Origin of the sequence: Erwinia sp. S38 (assembly GCF_016624545.1) — a bacterium.
In the GTDB taxonomy this organism is placed as follows: Bacteria; Pseudomonadota; Gammaproteobacteria; order Enterobacterales; family Enterobacteriaceae; genus Erwinia; species Erwinia coffeiphila.
The window spans coordinates 57,022-79,940 of record NZ_JACVTS010000006.1 but is presented as its reverse complement, the minus strand read 5'-3'; the positions used below and the strand labels follow the sequence as shown (position 1 = coordinate 79,940).

Genomic DNA, 22,919 nt, shown 5'->3' with positions numbered 1-22,919 from the left:
TCACAAAAAAAGCGGGCCATAATGGCCCGCAAGATTTTTTATTTTTAGCGCACTACTTTCCTTTTTTTGCTTACCCGGCCAGATTACTGGTTGTAAGCATTCTCGCCGTGGCTGTTGACGTCCAGACCTTCACGCTCCTGGTCTTCAGGAACACGCAGGCCAACAATCATATCCGCCACTTTGAAACCGATAAACGCGACAACAGCGGTCCAGACAACGGTCAGCGCAACGCTTTCCAGCTGCACCCAGACCTGATGGCCCATGGTCACGCCTTCTGCATAACCCACGCCGCCCAGTGAAGAAGATGCGAACACACCGGTCAGGATACAGCCAACAATACCGCAGACGCCGTGAACACCGAACACATCACAAGGGTCATCAACACGCAGCCATTTCTTCAGAGTGGTCACACCCCACAGACCCGCCAGACCACCAACCAGACCGATAATCAGAGCACCACCGACGCCAACGTAACCACAGGCAGGGGTAATCGCTACCAGACCCGCAATCGCACCGGAGCTGACGCCCAGCAGCGAAGGTTTACCGCGCAGTGCCCACTCACCGAAGGTCCAGGTCAGCATTGCACCCGCCGTTGCTACAACGGTGTTAAGGAATGCCAGACCGGCGATTTCGTTCGCAGTACCTGCAGAACCGGCGTTGAAGCCAAACCAGCCGAAGTACAGGATTGCAGTACCGGTGAACACCATTGGCAGGTTGTGCGGTTTAAAGGCTTCTTTACCAAAGCCCGCACGTTTGCCCAGCAGGTAAGCACCGACCAGACCCGCGACCGCAGCGTTGATGTGTACAACGGTGCCGCCCGCGAAGTCCAGCGCGCCATCCTGAGCCAGGAAACCGCCCGCCCAGACCATGTGTGCAATTGGCAGGTAAGCAAAGGTCAGCCAGATCAGTACGAAAATCAGCACGGCTGCAAAGCGGATACGCTCAGCAATAGCACCCACAATCAGACCCACGGTGATACAGGCAAAGGAAGCCTGGAACGCGACGTGGATGTACTGGTAGAAGGAACCCATCAGCGTGGTTGGCGCAATACCTTTCAGCATCGCCCAGTCAAAGCTGCCGAAGAACGCGTTGCCTTCGCTGAAGGCCAGAGAATATCCGTAAACCATCCACACAACGCAGACCATAGCGAAGGTCATGGCCACCTGGGTCAGCATGGACAGCACGTTTTTACCGCGAATCAGACCGCCGTAAAACAGCGCAATGCCCGGAATTGTCATAAACAGCACCAGCGCGGTGCAGATCATCATAAATGCGTTGTCGGCTTTATCCGCTACCGCCGGTGCGGCAGCCATGGCAAGCGACGGTAACAGAGCAATGCTGGCAAGGCCAAACTTAGCGAGTTTCTTCATTTTATCCCATCCCATCACAATTCTTAGCCCCGAATTACAGTGCTGCTTCGTCAGTTTCGCCGGTGCGAATACGGATCACCCGCTGCAGTTCTGCAACAAAGATTTTCCCGTCACCAATTTTGCCGGTGTAGGCAGCTTTGCTAATCACATCAACCACTTCATCAATCTGGTCATCTGCAATCGCAATATCAATTTTTACTTTTGGCAGGAAGTTAACGCTGTACTCAGCTCCGCGATAAAGTTCTGCATGCCCTTTTTGTCTGCCAAAACCTTTAACTTCCGTCACGGTCAGACCCTGAATGCCGATAGATGACAGTGCTTCACGCACGTCTTCCAGTTTGAACGGTTTGATTACCACGGTAACCAGCTTCATACGATCCCCTCCAGTATTGAATACGGTTGTTTCACGAACACGGATTTACTAAAGCAAAGGCTGTGCCAGAAATGAAAAACAGGCAGTTTTCAGGTGATTAGTCAGTGCGGATCTGAAGCGCAGCCTGGGATGGGATACCGCGAACAGAAAGCCTGTAAGAGGAGTATAGAAAAAACGCACCTTAACGGTGCGTTTTGCGTAAGTTCGGTGCATTAAGTCAGGGCAATGGTTATTTTTTCGCCTGAATTTGGTGCATAGGATGCTGCATAAAGATCAGCTCTCTGCGGCAGCCAGCTCTTCGCCCGCCAGCTGTAGCTGGTACATTTGCCAGTAGCGCCCCTGGGCAGCCAGCAGCTGTTGATGATTACCGCGTTCAACTGCCTGCCCACGGTGCAGCACCAGGATCGTATCCGCCTCGGTGATAGTGGAAAGGCGATGAGCAATGACGACCAGCGTGGTCTGCTGGCGTATAGCACGCAGTGCCTTTTGAATCGCCTGTTCTGTACCCGAGTCAATATTGGCGGTGGCTTCATCCAGGATCAGGATCTTCGGCGTGGCCACCAGCACCCGCGCCATCGCCAGCAGCTGTTTTTGCCCAACGGAAAGGTTGTTTCCCTGCTCGCCCAGTCGGGTGTAAATCCCGTCGCTCATACTTCGCGCCAGTGAGGCCAGCTGCACGGTTTCCAGCGCCTGCCAGACCGCCTGTTCGCTGATATCCCGCCCCAGAGTAACGTTAGCAAAGAAGGTGTCTGCCAGCACGACCGGGTCCTGTTGTACCATCGCCACACTCTGCCGCAGCGACGCATGACTGAGTGACTCCAGCGGGCGGCCATCCAGCAGGATTTCACCTTTACTCAGCGGATAGTAGCCCATCAGTAAATTAGCCAGCGTACTTTTACCGCTCCCCGTATGGCCAACCAGCGCAACGAAATCACGCGGGGCGACTTCCAGGTTGATATCGGTCAGCACCGGCTTACCGGTACGATAGGAAAAAGTCAGGTCGCGAATAGCAATGCAGCCGCTGGACAGCGGCTGCGGATCGTCGCCATAGGGCTGACGCGGCGCATCCATCAGTTCGAAGATGCGCTCACCGGCCACCACTGCCTGCTGCAGCATCGACTGTTGAGTCGTCAGCTCGATAAGCGGTTCATTAAGGCGGCCAAGGTAATTAATAAAGGCGTAAAGTACCCCGACCTCAATCGCTCCCACCGACGAAAAGCCAAACAACAGCATCAGGCCACACAGGATCATCGCGGAAAACAGGCTGAGCAATGGCCGCAGCAGAAAGCCATCCAGCCGCAGCGTCTGCATCCTCGCCAGATAATGCGAGCGGCTGGCGGCCCCCATACGCTCACCAAACCGCGCCTGCTGGCGGAACTGCTGGATAACGCTCATGCCGTTGATCGCTTCATTAAAACCGTTGTTGATGTCTGCCAGATAGCTGCGCACCCGGCGAACAATTGGCGTGCTGTAGCGTTGATAAATCAGCATAACGATCAGCACAGCCGGAAAAATTGCGATTGCAATCAGCGCCATGCGCCAGTCGAGGCTGAACATCGCCACCAGCATAGCCCCCACCAGCGCCGCGCTGCGCAAAACGGTCGCCACCACGGTAACGTACAAGTCGCGTACGACTTCGGTATCGTTGGTGACACGGGATATGATTTGCCCGACCGGCTGGGTATCAAACGCGCTGAGCGGCTGACGCAGCGCGGCGTCCATGACGTCGGTACGCAGGCGCTGCACCACGCCAACCGCAGCCTGGTTAAACAGCAGTGACTGCCAGTAATGCAGCGCCGCAGCCAGTAGCTGCAGCAGCAGGAAGCTGGTTACCAGACCTGCAGCCAGGCCCAGCGGCATATGATGTTTCGCCACCATATTGTCAATAAAGTAACTAATCAGCACCGGTCCCAGCACTTCCGCCGCTGCGGCCACCCACAGCATCAGCACCGCCAGACTTAGCGATTTGCGCCACGGCGATCCATAGGAAAGCAACCGTTTAAGCGTTGGCCACAGCCGCCGGTTTTCATTCGCCATGCGGCACCTCCTGCTCTGATTCATCTTCGTCCAGCGCGGCTTCCAGCTGCTGATAGCGATACATATCACGATACCATCCGCTGGCAGCGGCCAGCTGTTCATGGCTGCCGCGCTGGGCGATTTTGCCATGCTGTAATACCAGAATCTCACTGGCTTCGGTCAGGGCGGAGAGTCGGTGTGCACTGATGATGATGGTGCGCCCTTCACCCCAGCTGCGCAGATTGTGCAGGATCTGATGTTCGGTACGACCATCAACAGCCGACAGCGCGTCATCCAGTACCAAAATTTCGGCATTGAGCAGCAGCGCGCGGGCAATAGAAATACGCTGCTTTTGCCCGCCGGACAGCATTACCCCGCGCTCCCCGACTTCAGTCTCATAGCCTGCTGGCAGGCGTATAATGTCATCGTGAACCGAGGCCAGCATTGCCGCCCGCTCGATCTCATCCTGAGTCGCTCCCGGATTGCCGAGGGCAATATTATTGGCGATGGTGTCAGAAAACAGGAACGGCGTCTGGCTGACCACCGCCAGGCGACTGCGCCAGCTGTCCAGCTGCAGTTCCGTCAGTGGAATACCGTGGTAGCGGATATCCCCGCGATCGATATCAAAATGACGCTGGATCAGGCCGAGCACCGTGCTTTTACCGGAACCGGTCGGGCCACACAGCCCCAGCATCTGTCCCGGAGCCAGGCTAAGATGAATTTCAGACAACGCGGGCTGAGCGGCGGCCGGATAGCGGAACTCGCCGATCGCCACTCGTAATTCCGCGCGCCCTTCCGGCAGAACTGTTGTTCCATCGGTGACTGTCGGTGCTTCTGACAGCATCGCCTTGATGCGGCTCCATGCGGCGCTGCCGCGTTCAACAATGTTAAACATCCACGCCAGCGCCAGCATTGGCCAGATCATCAGGCCGAGGTACATCACAAAGCTGGTCAGCTGGCCGAGGCTTATCTCGCCGTGCCAGACCATCCAGCTACCGCCGCCGATCGCCAGCAGATTCGACAGGCCAATCGCCACGTAAATTGTCGGATCAAAGCGGGCATCAACCCGGGCAACGCGCAGATTTTTTTCTCCGGTATCACGAGCAATGTCGGCAAACTGCGCCGACTGGCGATCTTCCAGGCCAAAAGCTTTGATCATCCGAATGCTGGTCAGGCTTTCCTGGGTCTGATCGTTTAACGAGGAGAAGGCCGCCTGCGCCAGCTTAAAGCGGTTATGCAGCTGATCGCCGTAGCGTTTAATCACCAGCGCCATCACCGGCATCGGCAGCAGCGCCAGCAGCGTCAGCTCCCAGCTGATCTGCGTGCTCATCACAATCAGCACGGCGCAGCCCATTACCAGTGAATCCACCAGGGTCAACACGCCCTCACCGGCAGCAAAGACCACGCGGTCAACATCGTTAGTGGCGCGGGCAATCAGATCACCGGTGCGATGGCGTAAATAGAATTCAGGATGCTGACGACTGAGCTGACGATAGAAATCTTCACGCAGCTCCACCGCCAGCTGATAGGAGGCACCAAACAGCAGCACGCGCCAGACGTAACGCAGCAGGTAGACCACCACGGCAGTAAGCAACATGACACCCACCCACACCAGCAGACGCTGATGGCTCATCTGCTGCTGGCTAACGCCGTCAACGATGGTGCCAACGATATGGGGCGGCAGCAGCTGCAGCAGCGCAATGACGATGAGCAACAGAACGGCGCCCACGTAACGCCGCCATTCACGAAGGAAATACCAACTTAGCTGGCTGAAAAGTCGCACAAAATATCCTGATTATCGACCGAAAAGAAGACGGCTGCCGTTCAGGGGGCAACCGGCAAAGCGGTGGTGTATTTTATCTCTTCCATGGCAAAACTCGAAGTGACATCGATCAGGCCTGGAATACCGTTGACCAGCCGTTTGTAAAAACCATCGTAGCTTTTCATATCGGCTACCTGCACCTTCAACAGGTAATCATATTCTCCTGCCATACGATAAAAACCCATCACTTCAGGCATTGCCTGCACTAACGTCACAAACTGTTGAAACCAGCTGCTGCTGTGCTGCTGGGTTTTTATCAGCACAAACGCCGTCAGCCCCAGGCCCAGCTTTTCACCGTCAAGTAGCGCTACCCGGCCGCGAATATAGCCCTCATCCTCAAGCCTTTTCAAGCGCTTCCAACAGGGCGTGGTGGTCAGGCTGACCGCATCGGCCAGGGCCTGCAGTGAGAGCATGCAGTCCTGCTGGAGCAGGTTAAGCAGCATGCGGTCTTTTTTATCAAGCGGGTTTTGTAGCAAAATTTTCTCTCATTGGTCTGGTGAGAAGCATGATTATAGCAACCTTTTCCCCGATGGTTTAGTTAATCTGAATCCACTCCAGACCATTTCAGGGATGATGACGATGAACAAGAATATTTACCGTAATCTGCTTATTGCCGGGCTTTTTGGCGCAGTAGCCCTGACATGGGGGACGACATGGATGGCGATGAAAATTGCCGTTGCCACGGTTCCCCCTGTTTTCGCTACGGGGCTACGCTTTTTGTGTGCCGCCCCGCTACTTTTGCTGCTGGCACGCTATCGCCGCGCTCCGCTGCTGTTCCCCGCAGGCCAGCGCGGTTTCCAGCTCTGCGTTATGCTGTTCTACTTTGCCATTCCCTTTACGCTGATGATCTACGGTGAGCGTTACACCTCTTCCAGCCTGGCGGCGATTATTTTCGCCACCATGCCTGCGGCGGTGCTGGCAGCATCGCTGCTGTTTCTGCGGGAAAAAACATCACTTCAGCAGCTGCTGGGGCTGGCAATCAGTCTTGGTGCACTCAGTACCATTCTGTGGCATGAAACCCAGGCCAATGGGGTCAGCCAGATGAAGGGTATTCTGGCGCTGGTAGCGGCGGTGCTGATCCACGCACTGATGTATGTTCAGTGTAAAAAACGCTGCGCCGGGATTTCCGTTCTGAGCTACAACGCTCTTCCCTGCCTGGGTGCCGGGGTGCTGTTAACGCTGACCGGCCTTAGCGAATCACCGGATTTTCACGCGTTTGCCCCTGAGGCGCTGATGGCTATTGCTTATCTGGGATTCGTCGCGGGTGTCGGGGGGATACTGTGCTACTTCGCGCTGCAACAGGTCGCGCGACCTTTCCAGGCCTCGCTGGTATTTCTGGTCTTTCCGCTGATTGCCATCGCACTGGAAAACGGGCTTAACGGCAGCAGTATCAGTCGCGAATCCTTACTGCTGCTGCTGCCGTTCCTGTTGGGGATTTTACTGACGTTGTATCGCGGCGCGGCACAGAAACGCAAAGTGGTTGTGCCCGCAGCAATACAACGCTGAATACAAATAAAAAAGCCGGACATCTTGTCCGGCACACTGGAAAACGGGTCTCAGTATTCGGGGGAATAGTCGAGATGTGGTGTGTTAAGCCAGTGGTTGAGGTAATGCGACACTCCCTGCGTCGCGCAATTTCCAATAACCGGTAAATGCGGTAGCTGCGCTTTCAGCTGCGCCATGGCATTTTGCATGATAAAGCCATACCCAACCTGATTCAGCATTTCCAGATCGTTCATCGCATCGCCAAAGGCCATGCAGGTTGCCATTTCTATCTCCAGATGCTTTGTAAGCTGAGCCAGCGCCGATCCCTTATTACAACCCAGTGGTAACACCTCCAGGCAGTGGCTGGCCGAGAAGCAGAGATGAGCGCTGTCTCCCAGCACCTCACGCAGCTGAATCAGCAGCTGGCACAGATCATCATGCTCGCCGAGAAAACAAATTTTAGTGACCTGATGCTCCGCCAGCGTACGTGGATCGGCAATATGGTAGCTAAAGCCGCTCAGCTGATGCGCATCTAAAATTTCAGGCTCATCAAATTGGGTAAACCAGCCGTCATCGTTGAAAACGTGCAGACTTGCTTTAGTCTGCCAGTGGCTGTGGATCACCTGACGGGCAACCGACGGTGGCAGATCTGAGCCAAACAACAGCCCACCCGCGGCATCGTGAACGCGGGTCCCGTTGCCGCTGATTAACCAGGCAGGCAGATTGTGCTGCTGCATCAGCGGCTGCATTTCCAGGAAGTGCCGGCCGGTAGCAAAAGCAAGCTGTACCGGGTGCGCCTGCAGCGATCTCAGGCTCGACAAAGTTTGCTCCCCAAACTGATGAGTCGGTAACAGCAGTGTTCCATCCATATCAAATGCAGCAAGGCGAACCATAATCACTCCGGCAACGGTGGTTAATCTGTCAGCAAGTATCACCTGGTATTTGCGGAACAAATAGTGAATACTTTCACAAAACTGTTCCGGGTTTAGGCTGATGCGTGAAATTAACCGGTTAAATCAATATCAGCGGCTTTGGCAGCGCAGCGAAGGCCAGCCGCTATCGTCCAGCGTGGGCGAAATAGCCAACTGCTGTTTTTGTAGCGAACGCCACGTTCGCACCCTGCTTAATCAGTGGCAAGAGGCGGGATGGCTGGGCTGGGAGGCGCGCTCGGGGCGCGGCAAGCGTGGAACCGTGACCTTTTTACGCTCGCCTGAAGCACTGCGTAGCGAAATGATGCTGCAACAGCTGGACAGAGGGCAGCCGCAGCACGCCCTGCAGCTGGTGCCGCTCGCCACCGAGCAGCTCAGCCAGCTTCTTCAGCCGTTTCTTGGCGGCCAGTGGCAGAATAATCAGCCGACGCTGCGTATACCCTATTACCGCAAGCTGGACCCGCTGCGGCCCCTGGTGCTGGCCGGGCGTGCAGAGCAGCATCTGGCCCAGCAAGTGTTCTCGGGATTGAGCCGACTGGCCGGTGATGACGCTATCCCCGACCTCGCTCACCACTGGCAGATTAGTGACGATGGCCTGAGCTGGTTTTTCTTCCTGCGACCCCAGCTACGCTGGCACCACGGCGAAGCGGTAACCGCACAACAGCTGCAGCAGACGCTGCAAAATATTCTCGCCAGCCCGACCGGAGAGCGAATGCTCGCCAGCGTGAAACGCGTATCTCAAGCCCATGCGCTCTGCCTGCGCATCGATCTGCATCAGGCAGACTACTGGCTTGCTCACCGGCTGGCCAGCGTATGCTGCCTGTTACCTCATCCCGACAATCCGGATATCGGTACAGGCCCGTGGCGGCTGGTCGCCAACTCGACAATGCTGGTCAGGCTGGAAAGCCACGGCTGGTATCACGGCGTCCATCCTCTCATGCAGGCGGTTGAATACTGGATCGCTCCGCAGCTTTTTGACCGCGAACTTGGAACCAGCTGCCGCCATCCGGTGCAGATAGCGATAGGGGCACAGCAGGACCTCGCACAATTACAGCCCGTGAGCCAGCGTATCAGCCTGGGGTTCTGTTACCTGGCTATTGGACAACGTGCCGGGCTTAACGCCGCGCAGGCACAGCACATTATGGCGCTGGTACACCAGTCAGGACTGGTCGAACAGCTGCCGCTGGAAGAAGGGTTGATTTCCCCCAGTAATGAGATGCTTCCGGGCTGGCATATTCCGCAGTGGAAACCCGATCGGCAAACGGCACTCCCTGCGACGTTAAGCCTGCATTACCATCTGCCGGTAGAACTGCACGCAATGGCTATCCGGCTTCAGCAACTGCTGGCAGCACAGGGCTGCCGCCTCAGCCTGCACTTTCACCCGGCGAAAAACTGGCAGGATTATCCGTCGCTGGCGGAGGCCGACCTGGTGATGGGCGATCGCCTGATCGGTGAAGCACCAGTATTCACCCTTGAAAGCTGGCTAAGGCTGGACCCGCTGTGGCCGGTGATTATCGGCAAAGCGGAATGGCAGAAGCTGTTGAAATCACTGGACGAACTTCAACAGCACGCTGACGGGGTCGGACGACACGATGCAATGCACGACGTGTTTAAAAAACTGATGCACCAGGCTGCCATTACGCCGCTGTTTAACTATCGCTATCAGGTTAGTGCACCGCCGGACGTCGAGGGGATACGGCTTAATGCGTGGGGCTGGTTTGATTTTTCCCGCGCATGGCTCCCGCCGCCGGTAGCCATTGACTGAGTGAAACTACCTTTCTATCGATTCAGGCAGTACCATAGCGGGCAGAACATTATCAGGAAGAGTAAGTATGAAACGTGCAGTCGTAGTATTCAGCGGTGGTCAGGATTCAACAACCTGCCTGATCCAGGCCCTTAAGCAGTACGACGAAGTCCACTGCGTGACCTTTGATTATGGCCAGCGGCATCGGGCAGAAATTGACGTTGCTCAGCGGCTGTCGCTGTCGCTGGGTGCTCGTGCGCACAAGGTTCTGGATGTCACCCTGCTTAACGAACTGGCGGTCAGCAGCCTGACCCGCGATAACATCCCAGTCCCTGACTGGGACCCCGCCAGTAGCGGCCTGCCGAGTACCTTTGTACCGGGGCGTAATATACTCTTCCTCACGCTGGCGGCTATTTATGCCTATCAGGTGGAAGCCGAAGCGGTGATTACCGGCGTGTGTGAAACCGATTTTTCGGGCTATCCTGACTGCCGCGATGAGTTTGTAAAAGCCCTTAACCATGCCGTATCACTGGGCATGGCGCGCGATATCCGCTTTGAAACACCGCTGATGTGGCTGAACAAGGCGGAAACCTGGGCGCTGGCCGACTACTGGCAGCAGCTTAAACTGGTTCGTGAACAGACGCTGACCTGCTACAACGGCATCCAGGGCGATGGCTGCGGCGAGTGCGCGGCCTGCCATCTGCGCGCTAACGGTTTGCAGGAATATCAGCACAATGCTGATACTGTGATGCAGGCGATGAAAACGAAAACCGGCCTGGTTTAAGCGCCAGGGCGATGATGACCGGGCACCCTCCCGGTCATCCGCGGCAACCCGAAAAAAAGAGCGTTGGTGGCATTAAGCCGTTTCCCGTTTGGCTGAATGAGTGAAAGCATCATGCTCTATTCACTCGGCTCCAGCATCGCCTCCAGCCTCTGACGCAGTTCCCCTTCCATCGGCTGCGCTTTCTGAGTGCGCAGGTCAATACAGACGAAGGTTAACAGTGCATCCGCCACTACCTCGCAGCCGGGCTGTAGCGTTACCGTTTGAGCAATCACGCCGCTTTTGCCGTTCAACTGCTGCACCCTGCTGCTGACCAGCAGGACATCGCCAAGCACCGCGGGCCGACGATAGTTAATATTGATATTCACCACAATAAACGCCAGATGATTGGTCGTCATCCAGTGAAAGGATTCGGTTTCCTCAAGCCAGGCCCAGCGGGCTTCTTCAAGAAACTCCAGATAGCGTGCGTTATTGACGTGTTGATAAACATCAAGATGATAGCCACGAACTTTGATGGTGGTCTGCATTGCTTCCGATCTCAGAGTAAAAAAGGCCACGCCAACTGGTATGACCTCTAAGAGATTAGCAGCCGGAGCACCGACGTTGCAGACAACGTGCCCGACTCGCGAAACGGATCACAGTTTAATTCGTGCCAAATTACGTTCGACCAGCGCCTTGCCGATCCCCGGAACCTCGGTCAGCTGATCGACCTGGCTGAAGGGACCATACTTGTCACGATAGCTGACGATAGATTCCGCTTTTTTAAGACCCACGCCGTTCAGCGTGGCCGCCAGCTCCTGCGCGGTGGCACTGTTAATGCTCACCTGACCACTCACATCTTCACCGCTCTTGCCAGCACCCGACGGCACCGACGTTCCCACTTCCGTTCTGGTTTCGGCCTTCACCTCCTTTGGCATGTCCGCGTTACCTGCTGCCAGAGCAGGTGTGATAAGCGCCATACCGAATGCCAGTGAAAAAGCCTGAAGCGTTGATTTGAACATGCTGTTTTCCTCCATGTGTTTGACAGCATGACTAACCTACGTCAGCGCTTTTCAGGCGGCAAACGGCAGATTTCAGAAATGGAAAAGGCCGCATAAGCGGCCTTTCGAGTTGCAATCAGTTGCAGTGATTTTGCGAGGCTTACTGCGCCTGTGCAGCCGCACCGTACTTGATTTTGGCTTCTTTACGCAGGTTAGTCATCAGCGCTTCAAAGGCAATCTGTGCGTTATTCTGCGTTACGCCCTGAACCAGCGCGGTTTTCTGTGCAGTCGGCATTTCACCCGTCTGTACCTTATCCAGCGACAGGAGCACTACGTTGCCCTGCATATCTTCACCCACACCGTAAGATGCTTTACCCGCTGCAGGCAGCGGCAGCGCAAAGGCTGACTGCGTCAGAGGGTCCTGCCCGGTACGCGTCAGCGTCTGGGTTTGACCAAAGCTCAGACCCGCCGCTTTCAGCGCCTCATCACCTTTGCCGGCTTTCAGATCTGCCAACAGTTTATCCGCCTGCGACTTCGCGGCCGCCTGCGCTTTCTGCTGCTTCAGGGTATCGGTGATCTGCGCGGTCACCTCTGGCAACGGCTTAACGGCTTCAGGCTTGTGTTCGCTGATACGCAGGACAAAAGCACGATCGCCATCAACAGTGATGATGTCTGAATTTCGGCCCGGAGCACCATTATCACCGGCAAGGCCGCCGTTGAAGATCGCTTCCTGAACCGGTTTAAAGTTCAGCTCAGCCGGCAGATTATCATGGCTGAACCAGCCCGTTTCCACCGCTTTAACGCCTGCCGCTTCTTCAGCTCCCGCCAGTGACTCAGTGTCGTTGCTTGCCGCATCACTGACTTTCTGCTGTAGCTTATAGTAAGCATCGACGGCTTTTTCCTGCTTCACTTTTGCCGCAATATCATCACGAACGTCGGCCAGCGCTTTAACCTGCTGAGGCTGGATATCATCCAGGCGAGCGACAATAAAGCCAACTGACGATTTGATGATCCCTGACAGCTGCCCTTTGTCTTTCAGGCCTGAGTTTTTCAACTCATCAGGGGTAGTGTCCGGCTCCAGCCAGCCCATATCGCCGCCCTGCCGTGCTGAAATCGGGTCAGCTGATTTTTCTTTTGCCAGCGCGGCAAAATCACCGCCGTTCTTCAGTGCATCCAGAATCGACTGCGCTTCCGCTTCGGTTTTGGTCTGAATGATGCTGTAGCGATTGCGCTGCGGCTGAGTGTAATCCTGCTGATGTTCATCATACCAGCCCTGGATTTCACTCTCGCTGACCGGCTCCTGCATGCTTGCCGCATCCAGCTTGATGTAGCTTACGCGGAACTGCTCAGGAGACATGAAGCTGTTTTTATTCTGCTGGTAGTAGTTATTGATTTCGTCAGGGGTGACGGTCTGTTTTGCCGCCAGTTCACCAACGTTAATCGTCACTTCGCGCACCAGACGCTGCTGGGAAATTAACGCGGCCAGCGCATCACTTTCGCTGCCCAGAACAAAGTCGGTACCGGTCACGGACTTAATCAGCTGCTGAGTGGTCAGCTGCTTACGCAGCGCTTCCGCATACTGATCGGCCGTAAAGCCCATATTGCCAATCAGGCCCAGATACTTGGCGTTATCAAACTTGCCGTCGGTCTGGAACGCGGGCTGGGTGAAGATCGCCTGCTTAATCTGATCGTCGCTAATTGCCAGGCCAATATTTTTCGCATACTGGTCTAGCAGAATTTCATCGGTCAACTGCGAAAGCGCCTGCTGACGCATTTGCTGCATGTAACCTTCGTTACCTGCCAGTGCGGAGAATTGTTCGCCCAGCATCTGCTGCTGACGTGCACGCTCGTTGCTGAAAGCTCGCTCAAGTTGAGCACGGCTGATTTCCTGACCATTTACCTTGGCCGCATAATCACCACTGCCGCCTGTCAGGTATCCGCCCACGCCGGTAAGAACAAAGGACAGGATGATCAAACCCAGTATAATTTTGAGCACGACATGGTTCGAGGCCGCGCGTAAATTGTCCATCATGGTGTGACAACACTCCGCTGTAGTGTGAATGTAAAACCTTGCGCTATCGTCCCGCGTTCCCGAGGACGTGCAACGCCATGCATTGCTGCAACTCCAGTGACTCCAGGGAGTTACATCCTGTAGACAACCGCATTATGCGAATGTCACTGAATCATAAAAAAAAGGCACATCAGTCTGATGATGTGCCTGTATGTTACATGAGAACGCCCTGGCGATCCTCACTCCGCCGAAGAAATCTGTTTCAACGGCAGCATATTGCTTAGTTAACGGCGTCTTTCAGCGCTTTACCGGCACGGAAGCCCGGTACTTTGCCCGCAGGGATAGTAATTTCTTTACCCGTCTGTGGGTTACGACCAGTACGCTCTGAACGCTCACGCACGGAGAAGGTGCCGAATCCTACCAGCGCCACTTCGTCACCAGACTGCAGAGAATCAGTAACAGAGGCAATAAACGCATCCAGTACACGTCCGGCTGCAGCTTTGGAAATATCTGCATTTGCAGCAATTTTGTCGATCAACTGTGACTTGTTCACCTAATCATCCCCTCTTTTATTTTTCACACCGTGACTGGCACCCTGCCAGAAACGTATGTGCAGTCGTTTATTATGACCGCGAACCTAACTTGTTGAGCCATTACCATCGGCAATCGTTGCTATGACTGGCTTAACAGCATCCTAAATTAGCCGGACAAAAAAAGGCTGGCAAGTAACAATTCACCTGCCAGCCCTCGTTTTACGGCGATTTATCTTAAATTACTATTTTTCGGTGACAACCTGCATGCCGGAAGGGGCATTTTGCAGGGCCAGCTCCAGAACTTCTTCGATCCGCTTCACCGGATAGATCTTAAGATCGGCAATCACGTTATCCGGAATCTCTTCCAGGTCGCGCTTGTTTTCGTCCGGAATAAGTACCGTTTTGATCCCGCCGCGATGCGCTGCCAGCAGTTTCTCTTTCAAACCACCGATCGGCAGCACCTGGCCACGCAGCGTGATCTCACCGGTCATGGCCACATCAGCACGCACCGGATTACCCGTCAGGCAGGAGACCAGCGCGGTGCACATGGCAATACCTGCACTTGGACCATCTTTCGGCGTAGCCCCTTCAGGAACGTGAACGTGGATGTCACGCTTCTCGTAGAAGTCACCGTTGATGCCCAGCTTGTCCGCACGCGCACGCACCACGGTCAGCGCAGCCTGGATGGACTCCTGCATCACTTCACCGAGAGAACCGGTGTAGGTCAGCTTGCCTTTACCCGGTACGCAGGCGGTTTCAATGGTCAGCAGATCGCCACCCACTTCCGTCCACGCCAGACCGGTCACCTGACCGACACGGTTTTCACTGTCGGCACGGCCGTAGTCAAAGCGCTGTACGCCGAGGAAGTCTTTCAGGTTGTCGCCATTGATATCAATACGTTTCAGCGACTTATCCATCAGCAGCGATTTCACTGCTTTCCGGCACAGCTTGGACAGTTCGCGCTCAAGGCTACGCACACCCGCTTCACGCGTGTAGTAGCGGATGATGCCAACAATCGCACTGTCATCGACTGAAATTTCATTTTTCTTCAGGGCGTTACGCTCGATCTGCTTCGGCAACAGGTGCTGTTTGGCGATGTTCAGTTTTTCGTCTTCGGTGTAGCCAGAAAGACGGATCACTTCCATACGGTCCAGCAGCGGAGCCGGAATGTTCATCGAGTTAGACGTTGCCACAAACATCACATCGGAGAGATCGTAGTCGACTTCCAGATAGTGATCGTTAAAGGCAATGTTCTGCTCGGGATCGAGCACTTCCAGCAGCGCAGAGGCCGGATCGCCACGCATGTCCGAGGACATCTTGTCGATCTCATCCAGCAGGAACAGCGGGTTTTTGACCCCCACTTTGGCCATTTTCTGGATCAGTTTACCCGGCATCGAACCGATATAGGTGCGACGGTGACCGCGAATTTCCGCTTCGTCACGCACGCCGCCCAGCGCCATACGTACGTATTTACGCCCTGTGGCTTTGGCGATTGACTGCCCCAGCGAGGTTTTACCCACGCCCGGAGGCCCAACCAGGCACAGAATCGGGCCTTTGATTTTGCTGACGCGGCTCTGTACGGCTAAATACTCAAGGATGCGGTCTTTCACTCGCTCAAGGCCGAAATGGTCGGTATCCAGCGTTTCCTGCGCTTTGCGCAGGTCTTTCTTCACTTTGCTGCGCGCATTCCACGGAACCTGAACCATCCAGTCGATGTAGCCACGAACGACGGTGGCTTCAGCCGACATCGGCGACATCATCTTCAGCTTCTGCAATTCAGCTTCGGTTTTGTCTTTTGCCTCTTTCGGCATTTTGGCCGCGTCAATTTTACGCTTCAGCGCTTCATTTTCGTCAGGCGCATCGTCCATCTCGCCCAGCTCTTTCTGAATGGCCTTCATCTGCTCATTCAGATAGTACTCACGCTGGCTTTTTTCCATCTGTTTTTTCACGCGGTTACGGATGCGTTTCTCAACCTGCAGCAGGTCGATTTCCGACTCCATCATCGCCATCAGATATTCCAGACGCTCATTAACGTCGGACATTTCCAGCACGGACTGTTTGTCAGCCAGCTTCAGCGGCATGTGCGCCGCAACGGTATCGGCCAGGCGCGCAGCATCATCAATACTGTTCAACGAGGTCAGCACTTCAGGCGGGATCTTTTTATTCAGCTTGATGTAGCCTTCAAACTGATTGATCGCCGTACGCACCAGCACTTCCTGCTCGCGCTCTTCAATCTCCGGAGACTCAAGGTATTCTGCCTGCGCGGCAAAATGGTCGCCGTTATCGGATAAAGTCGTGATATGAGCACGCTGTAAACCCTCTACCAGCACTTTCACCGTGCCGTCCGGGAGTTTCAGCATCTGTAAAATGGAGGCGACGGTCCCGACAGAGAAGAGATCGTTAATGCCTGGTTCATCCGTTGAAGCTTCTTTCTGAGCGACCAGCATGATCTTTTTGTCATGATCCATGGCGGCTTCAAGGCAGCGAATCGATTTTTCACGACCAACAAACAACGGAATGACCATGTGCGGATAAACCACTACGTCACGCAACGGCAACACAGGGATTTCAATGCGTTCAGAACGCTCAGGATTCATAGAGCTCTCTCTTAGTTTAATTTCCGCCAGGTAAGGGGAACCGCATCATCCTTAACAGAAGCGGTTTACCCACAGGTATTTGAGTATATGGGGATGAATGGAATAGATTCAACGTCGGGGTGACCAGAAATGTTAAAGGGGGAAGATTTTCCCCCTTTTCGGTTAACTGACTGGAAAGATTTGGTTATTTATTCGCCAGAAGCCTGCTGCGCTTCCGGTTTACCGTAAATCAGTTTAGGCTCACCGTTGTTTTCGATCACCGAAGCGTCAACCACCACCTTCTCCACGTCTTCCATTGAAGGCAGATCGTACATGGTATCCAGCAATACGCCTTCAACGATAGAGCGAAGCCCGCGCGCGCCGGTTTTACGCGACAGGGCCTTTTTGGCAATCGCTGTCAGCGCCTCATCACGGAACTCCAGATCCACACCTTCGAGGTTAAACAGCGCCTGATACTGCTTGGTCAGCGCGTTTTTCGGCTCGCACAGGATCTGGATCAGCGCATCTTCGCTCAGCTCGGTCAGCGTTGCCACCACCGGCAGACGACCGATGAATTCCGGGATCAGACCGAACTTAATCAGATCTTCCGGCTCCACCTGCGCCAGCAGCTGGCCTTCGGTCGCTTTTTCCGCTTTACCTTTTACCGTGGCACCAAAACCAATCCCCGAGCCGGTATCCACGCGCTGGGAAATCACCTTATCCAGGCCGGCGAACGCGCCGCCGCAGATAAACAGGATCTTCGACGTGTCCACCTGGAGGAACTCCTGCTGCGGATGCTTACGGCCACCCTGCGGCGGTACGGCGGCAACCGTGCCTTCAATCAGCTTCAGCAGTGCCTGCTGCACGCCTTCACCGGACACGTCACGGGTAATCGACGGGTTGTCCGATTTGCGGGAGATCTTGTCGATTTCATCGATGTAGACGATCCCGCGCTGCGCTTTCTGCACGTCGTAATCGCATTTCTGCAGCAGCTTCTGGATGATGTTTTCCACATCCTCACCTACGTAACCGGCTTCGGTCAGCGTGGTGGCATCCGCCATGGTGAACGGCACATCCAGCAGGCGCGCCAGCGTTTCAGCCAGCAGGGTTTTACCGCTGCCGGTCGGGCCGATCAGCAGAATGTTACTTTTACCCAGCTCGATGCCGTTACTGGTGTCGCCGTTGCGCAGGCGCTTGTAGTGGTTATAAACCGCCACCGACAGCACCTTCTTCGCCCGCTCCTGACCGATAACGTAGTCGTCCAGGTGATGGCGGATCTCGTGCGGCGTGGGCAGCGAGTTACGCTCGCGGTGCGGCGCAACCTCTTTAATCTCTTCGCGAATGATGTCGTTGCACAGATCAACGCACTCATCGCAGATATACACTGACGGGCCGGCAATCAGCTTGCGTACTTCATGCTGGCTTTTGCCGCAAAAAGAGCAGTACAGCAGTTTTCCTGAACCGTCTTTGCGTTTGTCTGTCATCAGTAACCTCATGTCTTGCTAAACAGACCTGAAGTGGGCTGTCTAAATTTACGCGTACCAGCAATTAATATAGCCCATTTCCCCTTTAAAATGGGAGTAAAACTCAGCAACGGCGCAAGTCCCACAGTGGAATTGTGAATTGGTCCAGGATTGTTCATAAAAACATCCGGCATGCTATTTTGGGTTATTGATATTCACTATCCCTCTGTTTTGAAATCTGAATATTCATCCCAATGACTGTTGATTTAGCTACCTGTTTGATTATGCTAAACTCTCGTGACTTATCAGATCCCGATGGAGTGTAAAGCATGCCTCAAGAGCCAAAGAAAGAAGAAAAAGGCCAGGAAGAGAAGAATTCAGCGCTGGCAGTGAACAAGCTGCTGCAGTCACGCTCTATTATCATTTCCGGCGAGATTAATCAGGAACTGGCCGAGAAAGTGACGGCTCAGCTGCTGATCCTGCAGGAGATGGGCGACGAGCCAATCAAGCTGTTTATCAACAGCCAGGGTGGCCACGTGGAAGCAGGCGACACCATCCATGACATGATTAAATTCGTGAAGCCTAAAGTTGTGGTAATCGGTACCGGCTGGGTAGCCAGCGCCGGGATCACCATCTTCCTGGCAGCCGACAAAGATAATCGCTACTCGCTGCCAAATACCCGCTTTATGATCCATCAGCCGCTAGGCGGCGTGCGCGGCAAGGTTTCAGATATTGAAATTGAAGCGAAAGAACTGCTGCGTGCGCGTGAGCGTATTAATAAGCTGATCAGCAAAGCGACCGGGCAGCCGCTCGAGAAAGTTGAAAAAGACACCGACAGCAATTACTGGATGAGCCCGGAACAGGCTATCGACTACGGTATTGCCACGCACGTGATCAGCCAGTGGGATGAACTCAAGGTCTGATTTCTCCGCTGAAAGGCTGATATAAAAATGGCCCGCAGTTTTCGCTGCGGGCCATTTTTTATGCTCAGACGGGCGTTAATACTACTCGCCAGACGCCTGCTGTGCTTCCGGTTTACCGTAAATCAGTTTAGGCTCACCGTTGTTTTCGATCACCGAAGCGTCAACCACCACCTTCTCCACGTCTTCCATTGAAGGCAGATCGTACATGGTATCCAGCAATACGCCTTCAACGATAGAGCGAAGCCCGCGCGCGCCGGTTTTACGCGACAGGGCTTTTTTGGCAATCGCCGTCAGCGCCTCATCACGGAACTCCAGATCCACACCTTCGAGGTTAAACAGCGCCTGATACTGCTTGGTCAGCGCATTTTTTGGCTCGCACAGGATCTGGATCAGCGCATCTTCGCTCAGCTCGGTCAGCGTTGCCACCACCGGCAGACGACCGATGAATTCCGGGATCAGACCGAACTTAATCAGATCTTCCGGCTCCACCTGCGCCAGCAGCTGGCCTTCGGTCGCTTTTTCCGCTTTACCTTTTACCGTGGCACCAAAACCAATCCCCGAGCCGGTATCCACGCGCTGGGAAATCACCTTATCCAGGCCGGCGAACGCGCCGCCGCAGATAAACAGGATCTTCGACGTATCAACCTGCAGGAACTCCTGCTGCGGATGCTTACGGCCACCCTGCGGCGGTACGGCGGCAACCGTGCCTTCAATCAGCTTCAGCAGTGCCTGCTGCACGCCTTCACCGGACACGTCACGGGTAATCGACGGGTTGTCCGATTTGCGGGAGATCTTGTCGATTTCATCGATGTAGACGATCCCGCGCTGCGCTTTCTGCACGTCGTAATCGCATTTCTGCAGCAGCTTCTGGATGATGTTTTCCACATCCTCACCTACGTAACCGGCTTCGGTCAGCGTGGTGGCATCCGCCATGGTGAACGGCACATCCAGCAGGCGCGCCAGCGTTTCGGCCAGCAGGGTTTTACCGCTGCCGGTCGGGCCAATCAGCAGAATGTTACTTTTGCCCAGCTCGATGCCGTTGCTGGTGTCGCCGTTGCGCAGGCGTTTGTAGTGGTTATAAACCGCCACCGACAGCACTTTCTTCGCCCGCTCCTGACCGATAACGTAGTCGTCCAGGTGATGGCGGATCTCGTGCGGCGTGGGCAGCGAGTTACGCTCGCGGTGCGGCGCAACCTCTTTAATCTCTTCGCGAATGATGTCGTTACACAGATCAACGCACTCATCGCAGATATACACTGACGGGCCGGCAATCAGCTTGCGTACTTCATGCTGGCTTTTGCCGCAAAAAGAGCAGTACAGCAGTTTTCCCGAACCGTCTTTGCGTTTATCGGTCATTCACTCCCCCTCATTGTCGCACTCACTGCCCCACCGGGTCAGCGACCGCAGGCCAGCACGAAGTCTGGCCTGCGAAGCGACGGATACATGGCAAAACAGATCAGTTGCGCTGAGCCAGTACGGAATCAACTAATCCATACTCTACGGCTTCAGCCGCCGACAGGAAACGATCGCGGTTAGTGTCACGTTCAATCGTTTCGACGCTCTGGCCGGTGTGCTTCGCCATCAGTTCATTCATCATCTGTTTCGTTTTGATAATTTCACGCGCATGAATATCGATGTCAGAAGCCTGCCCCTGGAAGCCGCCCAGCGGCTGGTGAATCATCACGCGTGAGTTTGGCAGGCAGTAACGTTTGCCTTTTGCGCCAGCGGTCAGCAAGAATGCGCCCATTGAGCAGGCCTGTCCCATACAGATTGTGCTGACGTCAGGTTTGATAAACTGCATGGTGTCATAAATCGACATCCCGGCAGTGATAACGCCACCAGGAGAGTTAATGTACAGGTGAATGTCTTTTTCGGGATTCTCTGCTTCCAGGAACAGCATCTGGGCCACGATCAGATTAGCCATATGGTCTTCAACCTGACCGGTCAGGAAAATGATGCGTTCTTTGAGCAGGCGCGAGTAGATGTCGTAAGAGCGCTCTCCACGAGAGGTCTGTTCAACAACCATTGGCACTAAAGCCATCTGAGGTGCAGTTAATTCACGTTCGCCACTGTATGACATTATCGTCTCCTGATACATTTCATTTGGCCACACTCCGCAGCGATTCTACTTGAGAGCGATCGGGAACACTATGATTCCGGTCCTTTCCGCCGAAGCTACCCGGGCGCTCAACAGGCCTGATAGCATCGTTGCATACTCTGATGAACGCGTATGCCAGTGATAACAATCTGGGGATATTGCCCCGCTATTTCAAGCATAACAACGTTTTTATCAACTGCTAACCAGGAATATTGGCTCAGGCGACAATTTGCGGAATAAATAGACAAATTGTCAGCAAAAGCAGTCGATTCCAGTTCATTAAATAGCAAAAGCCCGCAGCCAATGGCTGCGGGCTTTCGTTGAACAACCAGTAAAGTTAAATCAGGCCTGAGCGGTCTGGTTCATCAGTTCCTGGAAGTTAGTGGCTTTCTCAGTCACTTTCGCTTTTTCCAGCACGGCTTCAACAGCCTGCTCTTCCAGCGCAACGTTACGCATGTTGTTCATCAGCTCGGTGTTTTTGCTGTAGAACTCAATAACTTCTGATGGATCTTCGTAAGCAGAAGCCATTTCTTCGATCAGCGCTTTAACGCGGTCTTCGTCAGCTTTCAGCTCGTGGGTACGAATCACTTCACCCAGCAGCAGACCAACCACTACGCGGCGTTTTGCCTGCTCTTCGAACAGTTCACGAGGCAGTTCCAGAGCCTGCTTCTCGTTACCGCCAAAGCGCTGTGCAGCCTGACGCTTCAGCACGTCGATTTCGCCGTCGATCAGAGCAGCAGGAACGTCGATGTCGTTAGCCGCAACCAGGCCGTCGATAGCCTGAGACTTCACGCGGTTACGCACGGCGCCTTTCAGTTCACGCTGCATGTTCTTACGTACTTCGGTACGCAGACCAGCCAGAGAACCATCAGCCACGCCGAAACGCTTGATGAACTCTTCGGTGAATTCTGGCAGCTCACGCTCTTCAACTTTCTTCAGCACGATTTCAAACTTCGCTGCTTTACCTTTCAGGTTTTCAGCGTGGTAATCTTCCGGGAAGTTAACGTCGATAGTGAAGGTTTCACCGGCTTTATGGCCAACAACGCCTTCTTCGAAGCCTGGGATCATACGACCCTGGCCCATTGCCAGTACGAAATCAGACGCTTTGCCGCCTTCGAACTCTTCGCCGTCCACAGAACCGGTGAAATCGATGGTTGCGCGATCTTCCGCGCCAGCAGCCGCGTCGGTTTCTTTCCAGGTCGCCTGCTGCTTACGCAGGGTATCCAGCATGGCATCAACGTCTTCGTCAGTGACTTCTACAACCGGTTTTTCAACTTCGATTGCTTCCAGCCCCTGCAGCTCAACTTCCGGATACACTTCAAACTCAGCAGAGAAAGTGAAGTCTTCACCGATTTTGTATTCGCCCGGTACATAGTTTGGTGCACCAGCCGGATTGATTTTTTCTTTGATGATCGCATCAACAAAGTTGCGCTGCATCAAATCGCCCAGCACGTCCTGACGAACGGAGGCACCGTAACGCTGTGCAACGACGGTCATCGGCACTTTACCTTTACGGAAACCGTCGATACGTACTTTCTTAGCTACGCTAACCAGCTCGTTTTTAACTGCAGTTTCGATCACGTCTTTAGGAACGGTAATCGTTACGCGACGGCCCAGGCCCTGAGTTGTTTCTACTGAAGCTTGCATCTTATTACCTCAAAAAATCACGTGCTCGGTCAACTTCAGATGCACCCTGCTACGGTGGAAACACCGATAACTGAATGAATCTAAGAACCGGGACGGCTTCTGATGCCAGAACCGCATTCCCTGTTAACAGAAGCGTCCCGAAGACATTCTGTGAAAAAATAGACGCCG

At 54.4% G+C, this 22,919-nt stretch carries 19 protein-coding genes; 4 read left to right on the top strand and 15 right to left on the bottom strand.

The window, feature by feature from the left end; genetic code table 11:
* Positions 1 to 83 precede the first annotated feature (83 nt).
* The 5 genes from amtB to IBT46_RS08875 all read right to left on the bottom strand — a co-directional run bounded on the left by amtB (position 84) and on the right by IBT46_RS08875 (position 6,057).
* Positions 84 to 1,385, bottom strand: a complete 1,302-nt coding sequence (gene amtB, locus IBT46_RS08895; protein WP_200545519.1) for an ammonium transporter AmtB — start codon at positions 1,383 to 1,385, stop codon at positions 84 to 86.
* A 19-nt stretch (positions 1,386 to 1,404) separates the two neighbouring features.
* On the bottom strand, positions 1,405 to 1,743 hold the full coding sequence (gene glnK, locus IBT46_RS08890; RefSeq protein ID WP_105590813.1) for a P-II family nitrogen regulator: 339 nt from the start codon (positions 1,741 to 1,743) through the stop codon (positions 1,405 to 1,407).
* A gap of 273 nt (positions 1,744 to 2,016) precedes the next feature.
* The gene (locus IBT46_RS08885) at positions 2,017 to 3,780 is read right to left on the bottom strand and encodes a SmdB family multidrug efflux ABC transporter permease/ATP-binding protein (protein ID WP_200545376.1); all 1,764 of its coding nucleotides are present in this window, start codon (positions 3,778 to 3,780) and stop codon (positions 2,017 to 2,019) included.
* Complete coding sequence (locus tag IBT46_RS08880) at positions 3,770 to 5,542, bottom strand: SmdA family multidrug ABC transporter permease/ATP-binding protein (RefSeq protein ID WP_200545375.1); 1,773 nt, start codon at positions 5,540 to 5,542, stop codon at positions 3,770 to 3,772. Before IBT46_RS08880 ends, IBT46_RS08885 begins: the two co-directional genes overlap by 11 nt.
* Before the next feature lie 41 nt (positions 5,543 to 5,583).
* A complete protein-coding gene (locus IBT46_RS08875; protein ID WP_200545374.1) occupies positions 5,584 to 6,057 on the bottom strand; it encodes an Lrp/AsnC family transcriptional regulator in 474 nt (157 codons plus the stop codon).
* A gap of 94 nt (positions 6,058 to 6,151) precedes the next feature.
* On the opposite strand from IBT46_RS08875, the gene IBT46_RS08870 reads away from it, so the two are divergent.
* Positions 6,152 to 7,087 carry a DMT family transporter gene (locus IBT46_RS08870; RefSeq protein ID WP_370569426.1) on the top strand — a complete coding sequence of 312 codons (936 nt, stop codon included), beginning with the start codon at positions 6,152 to 6,154 and terminating at the stop codon, positions 7,085 to 7,087.
* A 50-nt stretch (positions 7,088 to 7,137) separates the two neighbouring features.
* Here the strand turns inward: IBT46_RS08870 and cof are convergent, their stop codons facing one another.
* Positions 7,138 to 7,959 carry an HMP-PP phosphatase gene (cof, locus tag IBT46_RS08865; protein ID WP_200545372.1) on the bottom strand — a complete coding sequence of 274 codons (822 nt, stop codon included), beginning with the start codon at positions 7,957 to 7,959 and terminating at the stop codon, positions 7,138 to 7,140.
* Between the two features lie 100 nt (positions 7,960 to 8,059).
* On the opposite strand from cof, the gene IBT46_RS08860 reads away from it, so the two are divergent.
* On the top strand, positions 8,060 to 9,760 hold the full coding sequence (locus IBT46_RS08860; protein WP_200545371.1) for an SgrR family transcriptional regulator: 1,701 nt from the start codon (positions 8,060 to 8,062) through the stop codon (positions 9,758 to 9,760).
* 67 nt (positions 9,761 to 9,827) lie between these two features.
* Positions 9,828 to 10,523 (top strand): 7-cyano-7-deazaguanine synthase QueC, encoded by a 696-nt coding sequence (gene queC / locus IBT46_RS08855; protein WP_200545370.1) that lies wholly within the window; start codon positions 9,828 to 9,830, stop codon positions 10,521 to 10,523.
* Positions 10,524 to 10,639: 116 nt separating this feature from the next.
* Here queC and IBT46_RS08850 read toward each other — a convergent pair whose 3' ends face one another.
* The 6 genes from IBT46_RS08850 to clpX (IBT46_RS08825) all read right to left on the bottom strand — a co-directional run bounded on the left by IBT46_RS08850 (position 10,640) and on the right by clpX (IBT46_RS08825) (position 18,104).
* Positions 10,640 to 11,047, bottom strand: coding sequence for a thioesterase family protein (locus tag IBT46_RS08850; RefSeq protein WP_200545369.1), 408 nt, complete (start codon positions 11,045 to 11,047; stop codon positions 10,640 to 10,642).
* A 108-nt stretch (positions 11,048 to 11,155) separates the two neighbouring features.
* On the bottom strand, positions 11,156 to 11,521 hold the full coding sequence (locus tag IBT46_RS08845; RefSeq protein ID WP_200545368.1) for a helix-hairpin-helix domain-containing protein: 366 nt from the start codon (positions 11,519 to 11,521) through the stop codon (positions 11,156 to 11,158).
* Between the two features lie 139 nt (positions 11,522 to 11,660).
* Entirely contained in the window at positions 11,661 to 13,532 is a 1,872-nt protein-coding gene (gene ppiD, locus IBT46_RS08840) for a peptidylprolyl isomerase (RefSeq protein WP_200545367.1), read from the bottom strand.
* Positions 13,533 to 13,791: 259 nt separating this feature from the next.
* Complete coding sequence (gene hupB / locus IBT46_RS08835) at positions 13,792 to 14,064, bottom strand: nucleoid-associated protein HU-beta (protein WP_105590803.1); 273 nt, start codon at positions 14,062 to 14,064, stop codon at positions 13,792 to 13,794.
* Between the two features lie 222 nt (positions 14,065 to 14,286).
* On the bottom strand, positions 14,287 to 16,641 hold the full coding sequence (gene lon, locus IBT46_RS08830; protein WP_200545366.1) for an endopeptidase La: 2,355 nt from the start codon (positions 16,639 to 16,641) through the stop codon (positions 14,287 to 14,289).
* A 188-nt stretch (positions 16,642 to 16,829) separates the two neighbouring features.
* A complete protein-coding gene (gene clpX, locus IBT46_RS08825) occupies positions 16,830 to 18,104 on the bottom strand; it encodes an ATP-dependent protease ATP-binding subunit ClpX (protein ID WP_105590800.1) in 1,275 nt (424 codons plus the stop codon).
* Positions 18,105 to 18,412: 308 nt separating this feature from the next.
* Here clpX (IBT46_RS08825) and IBT46_RS08820 point away from each other — a divergent pair, with 308 nt between their 5' ends.
* On the top strand, positions 18,413 to 19,006 hold the full coding sequence (locus IBT46_RS08820) for an ATP-dependent Clp protease proteolytic subunit (protein WP_105590801.1): 594 nt from the start codon (positions 18,413 to 18,415) through the stop codon (positions 19,004 to 19,006).
* Between the two features lie 81 nt (positions 19,007 to 19,087).
* Here IBT46_RS08820 and clpX (IBT46_RS08815) read toward each other — a convergent pair whose 3' ends face one another.
* The 3 genes from clpX (IBT46_RS08815) to tig form a co-directional block, all read right to left on the bottom strand.
* Positions 19,088 to 20,362 (bottom strand): ATP-dependent protease ATP-binding subunit ClpX, encoded by a 1,275-nt coding sequence (clpX, locus tag IBT46_RS08815; RefSeq protein WP_105590800.1) that lies wholly within the window; start codon positions 20,360 to 20,362, stop codon positions 19,088 to 19,090.
* 100 nt (positions 20,363 to 20,462) lie between these two features.
* Positions 20,463 to 21,086 carry an ATP-dependent Clp endopeptidase proteolytic subunit ClpP gene (clpP, locus tag IBT46_RS08810; protein ID WP_105590799.1) on the bottom strand — a complete coding sequence of 208 codons (624 nt, stop codon included), beginning with the start codon at positions 21,084 to 21,086 and terminating at the stop codon, positions 20,463 to 20,465.
* A gap of 360 nt (positions 21,087 to 21,446) precedes the next feature.
* Positions 21,447 to 22,751 (bottom strand): trigger factor, encoded by a 1,305-nt coding sequence (gene tig, locus IBT46_RS08805; protein ID WP_105590798.1) that lies wholly within the window; start codon positions 22,749 to 22,751, stop codon positions 21,447 to 21,449.
* Positions 22,752 to 22,919 lie beyond the last annotated feature (168 nt).

Bases quoted from the DNA above. Each gene is read 5' to 3' on its own strand.
- amtB (WP_200545519.1), bottom strand. From the start codon at position 1,385: ATGGGATGGGATAAAATGAAGAAACTCGCTAAGTTTGGCCTTGCCAGC.
- glnK (WP_105590813.1), bottom strand. From the start codon at position 1,743: ATGAAGCTGGTTACCGTGGTAATCAAACCGTTCAAACTGGAAGACGTG.
- IBT46_RS08885 (WP_200545376.1), bottom strand. From the start codon at position 3,780: ATGGCGAATGAAAACCGGCGGCTGTGGCCAACGCTTAAACGGTTGCTT.
- IBT46_RS08870 (WP_370569426.1), top strand. From the start codon at position 6,152: ATGATGACGATGAACAAGAATATTTACCGTAATCTGCTTATTGCCGGG.
- cof (WP_200545372.1), bottom strand. From the start codon at position 7,959: ATGGTTCGCCTTGCTGCATTTGATATGGATGGAACACTGCTGTTACCG.
- IBT46_RS08860 (WP_200545371.1), top strand. From the start codon at position 8,060: ATGCGTGAAATTAACCGGTTAAATCAATATCAGCGGCTTTGGCAGCGC.
- queC (WP_200545370.1), top strand. From the start codon at position 9,828: ATGAAACGTGCAGTCGTAGTATTCAGCGGTGGTCAGGATTCAACAACC.
- IBT46_RS08850 (WP_200545369.1), bottom strand. From the start codon at position 11,047: ATGCAGACCACCATCAAAGTTCGTGGCTATCATCTTGATGTTTATCAA.
- IBT46_RS08845 (WP_200545368.1), bottom strand. From the start codon at position 11,521: ATGTTCAAATCAACGCTTCAGGCTTTTTCACTGGCATTCGGTATGGCG.
- ppiD (WP_200545367.1), bottom strand. From the start codon at position 13,532: ATGATGGACAATTTACGCGCGGCCTCGAACCATGTCGTGCTCAAAATT.
- lon (WP_200545366.1), bottom strand. From the start codon at position 16,641: ATGAATCCTGAGCGTTCTGAACGCATTGAAATCCCTGTGTTGCCGTTG.
- clpX (WP_105590800.1), bottom strand. From the start codon at position 18,104: ATGACAGACAAACGCAAAGACGGTTCAGGAAAACTGCTGTACTGCTCT.
- IBT46_RS08820 (WP_105590801.1), top strand. From the start codon at position 18,413: ATGCCTCAAGAGCCAAAGAAAGAAGAAAAAGGCCAGGAAGAGAAGAAT.
- clpX (WP_105590800.1), bottom strand. From the start codon at position 20,362: ATGACCGATAAACGCAAAGACGGTTCGGGAAAACTGCTGTACTGCTCT.
- clpP (WP_105590799.1), bottom strand. From the start codon at position 21,086: ATGTCATACAGTGGCGAACGTGAATTAACTGCACCTCAGATGGCTTTA.
- tig (WP_105590798.1), bottom strand. From the start codon at position 22,751: ATGCAAGCTTCAGTAGAAACAACTCAGGGCCTGGGCCGTCGCGTAACG.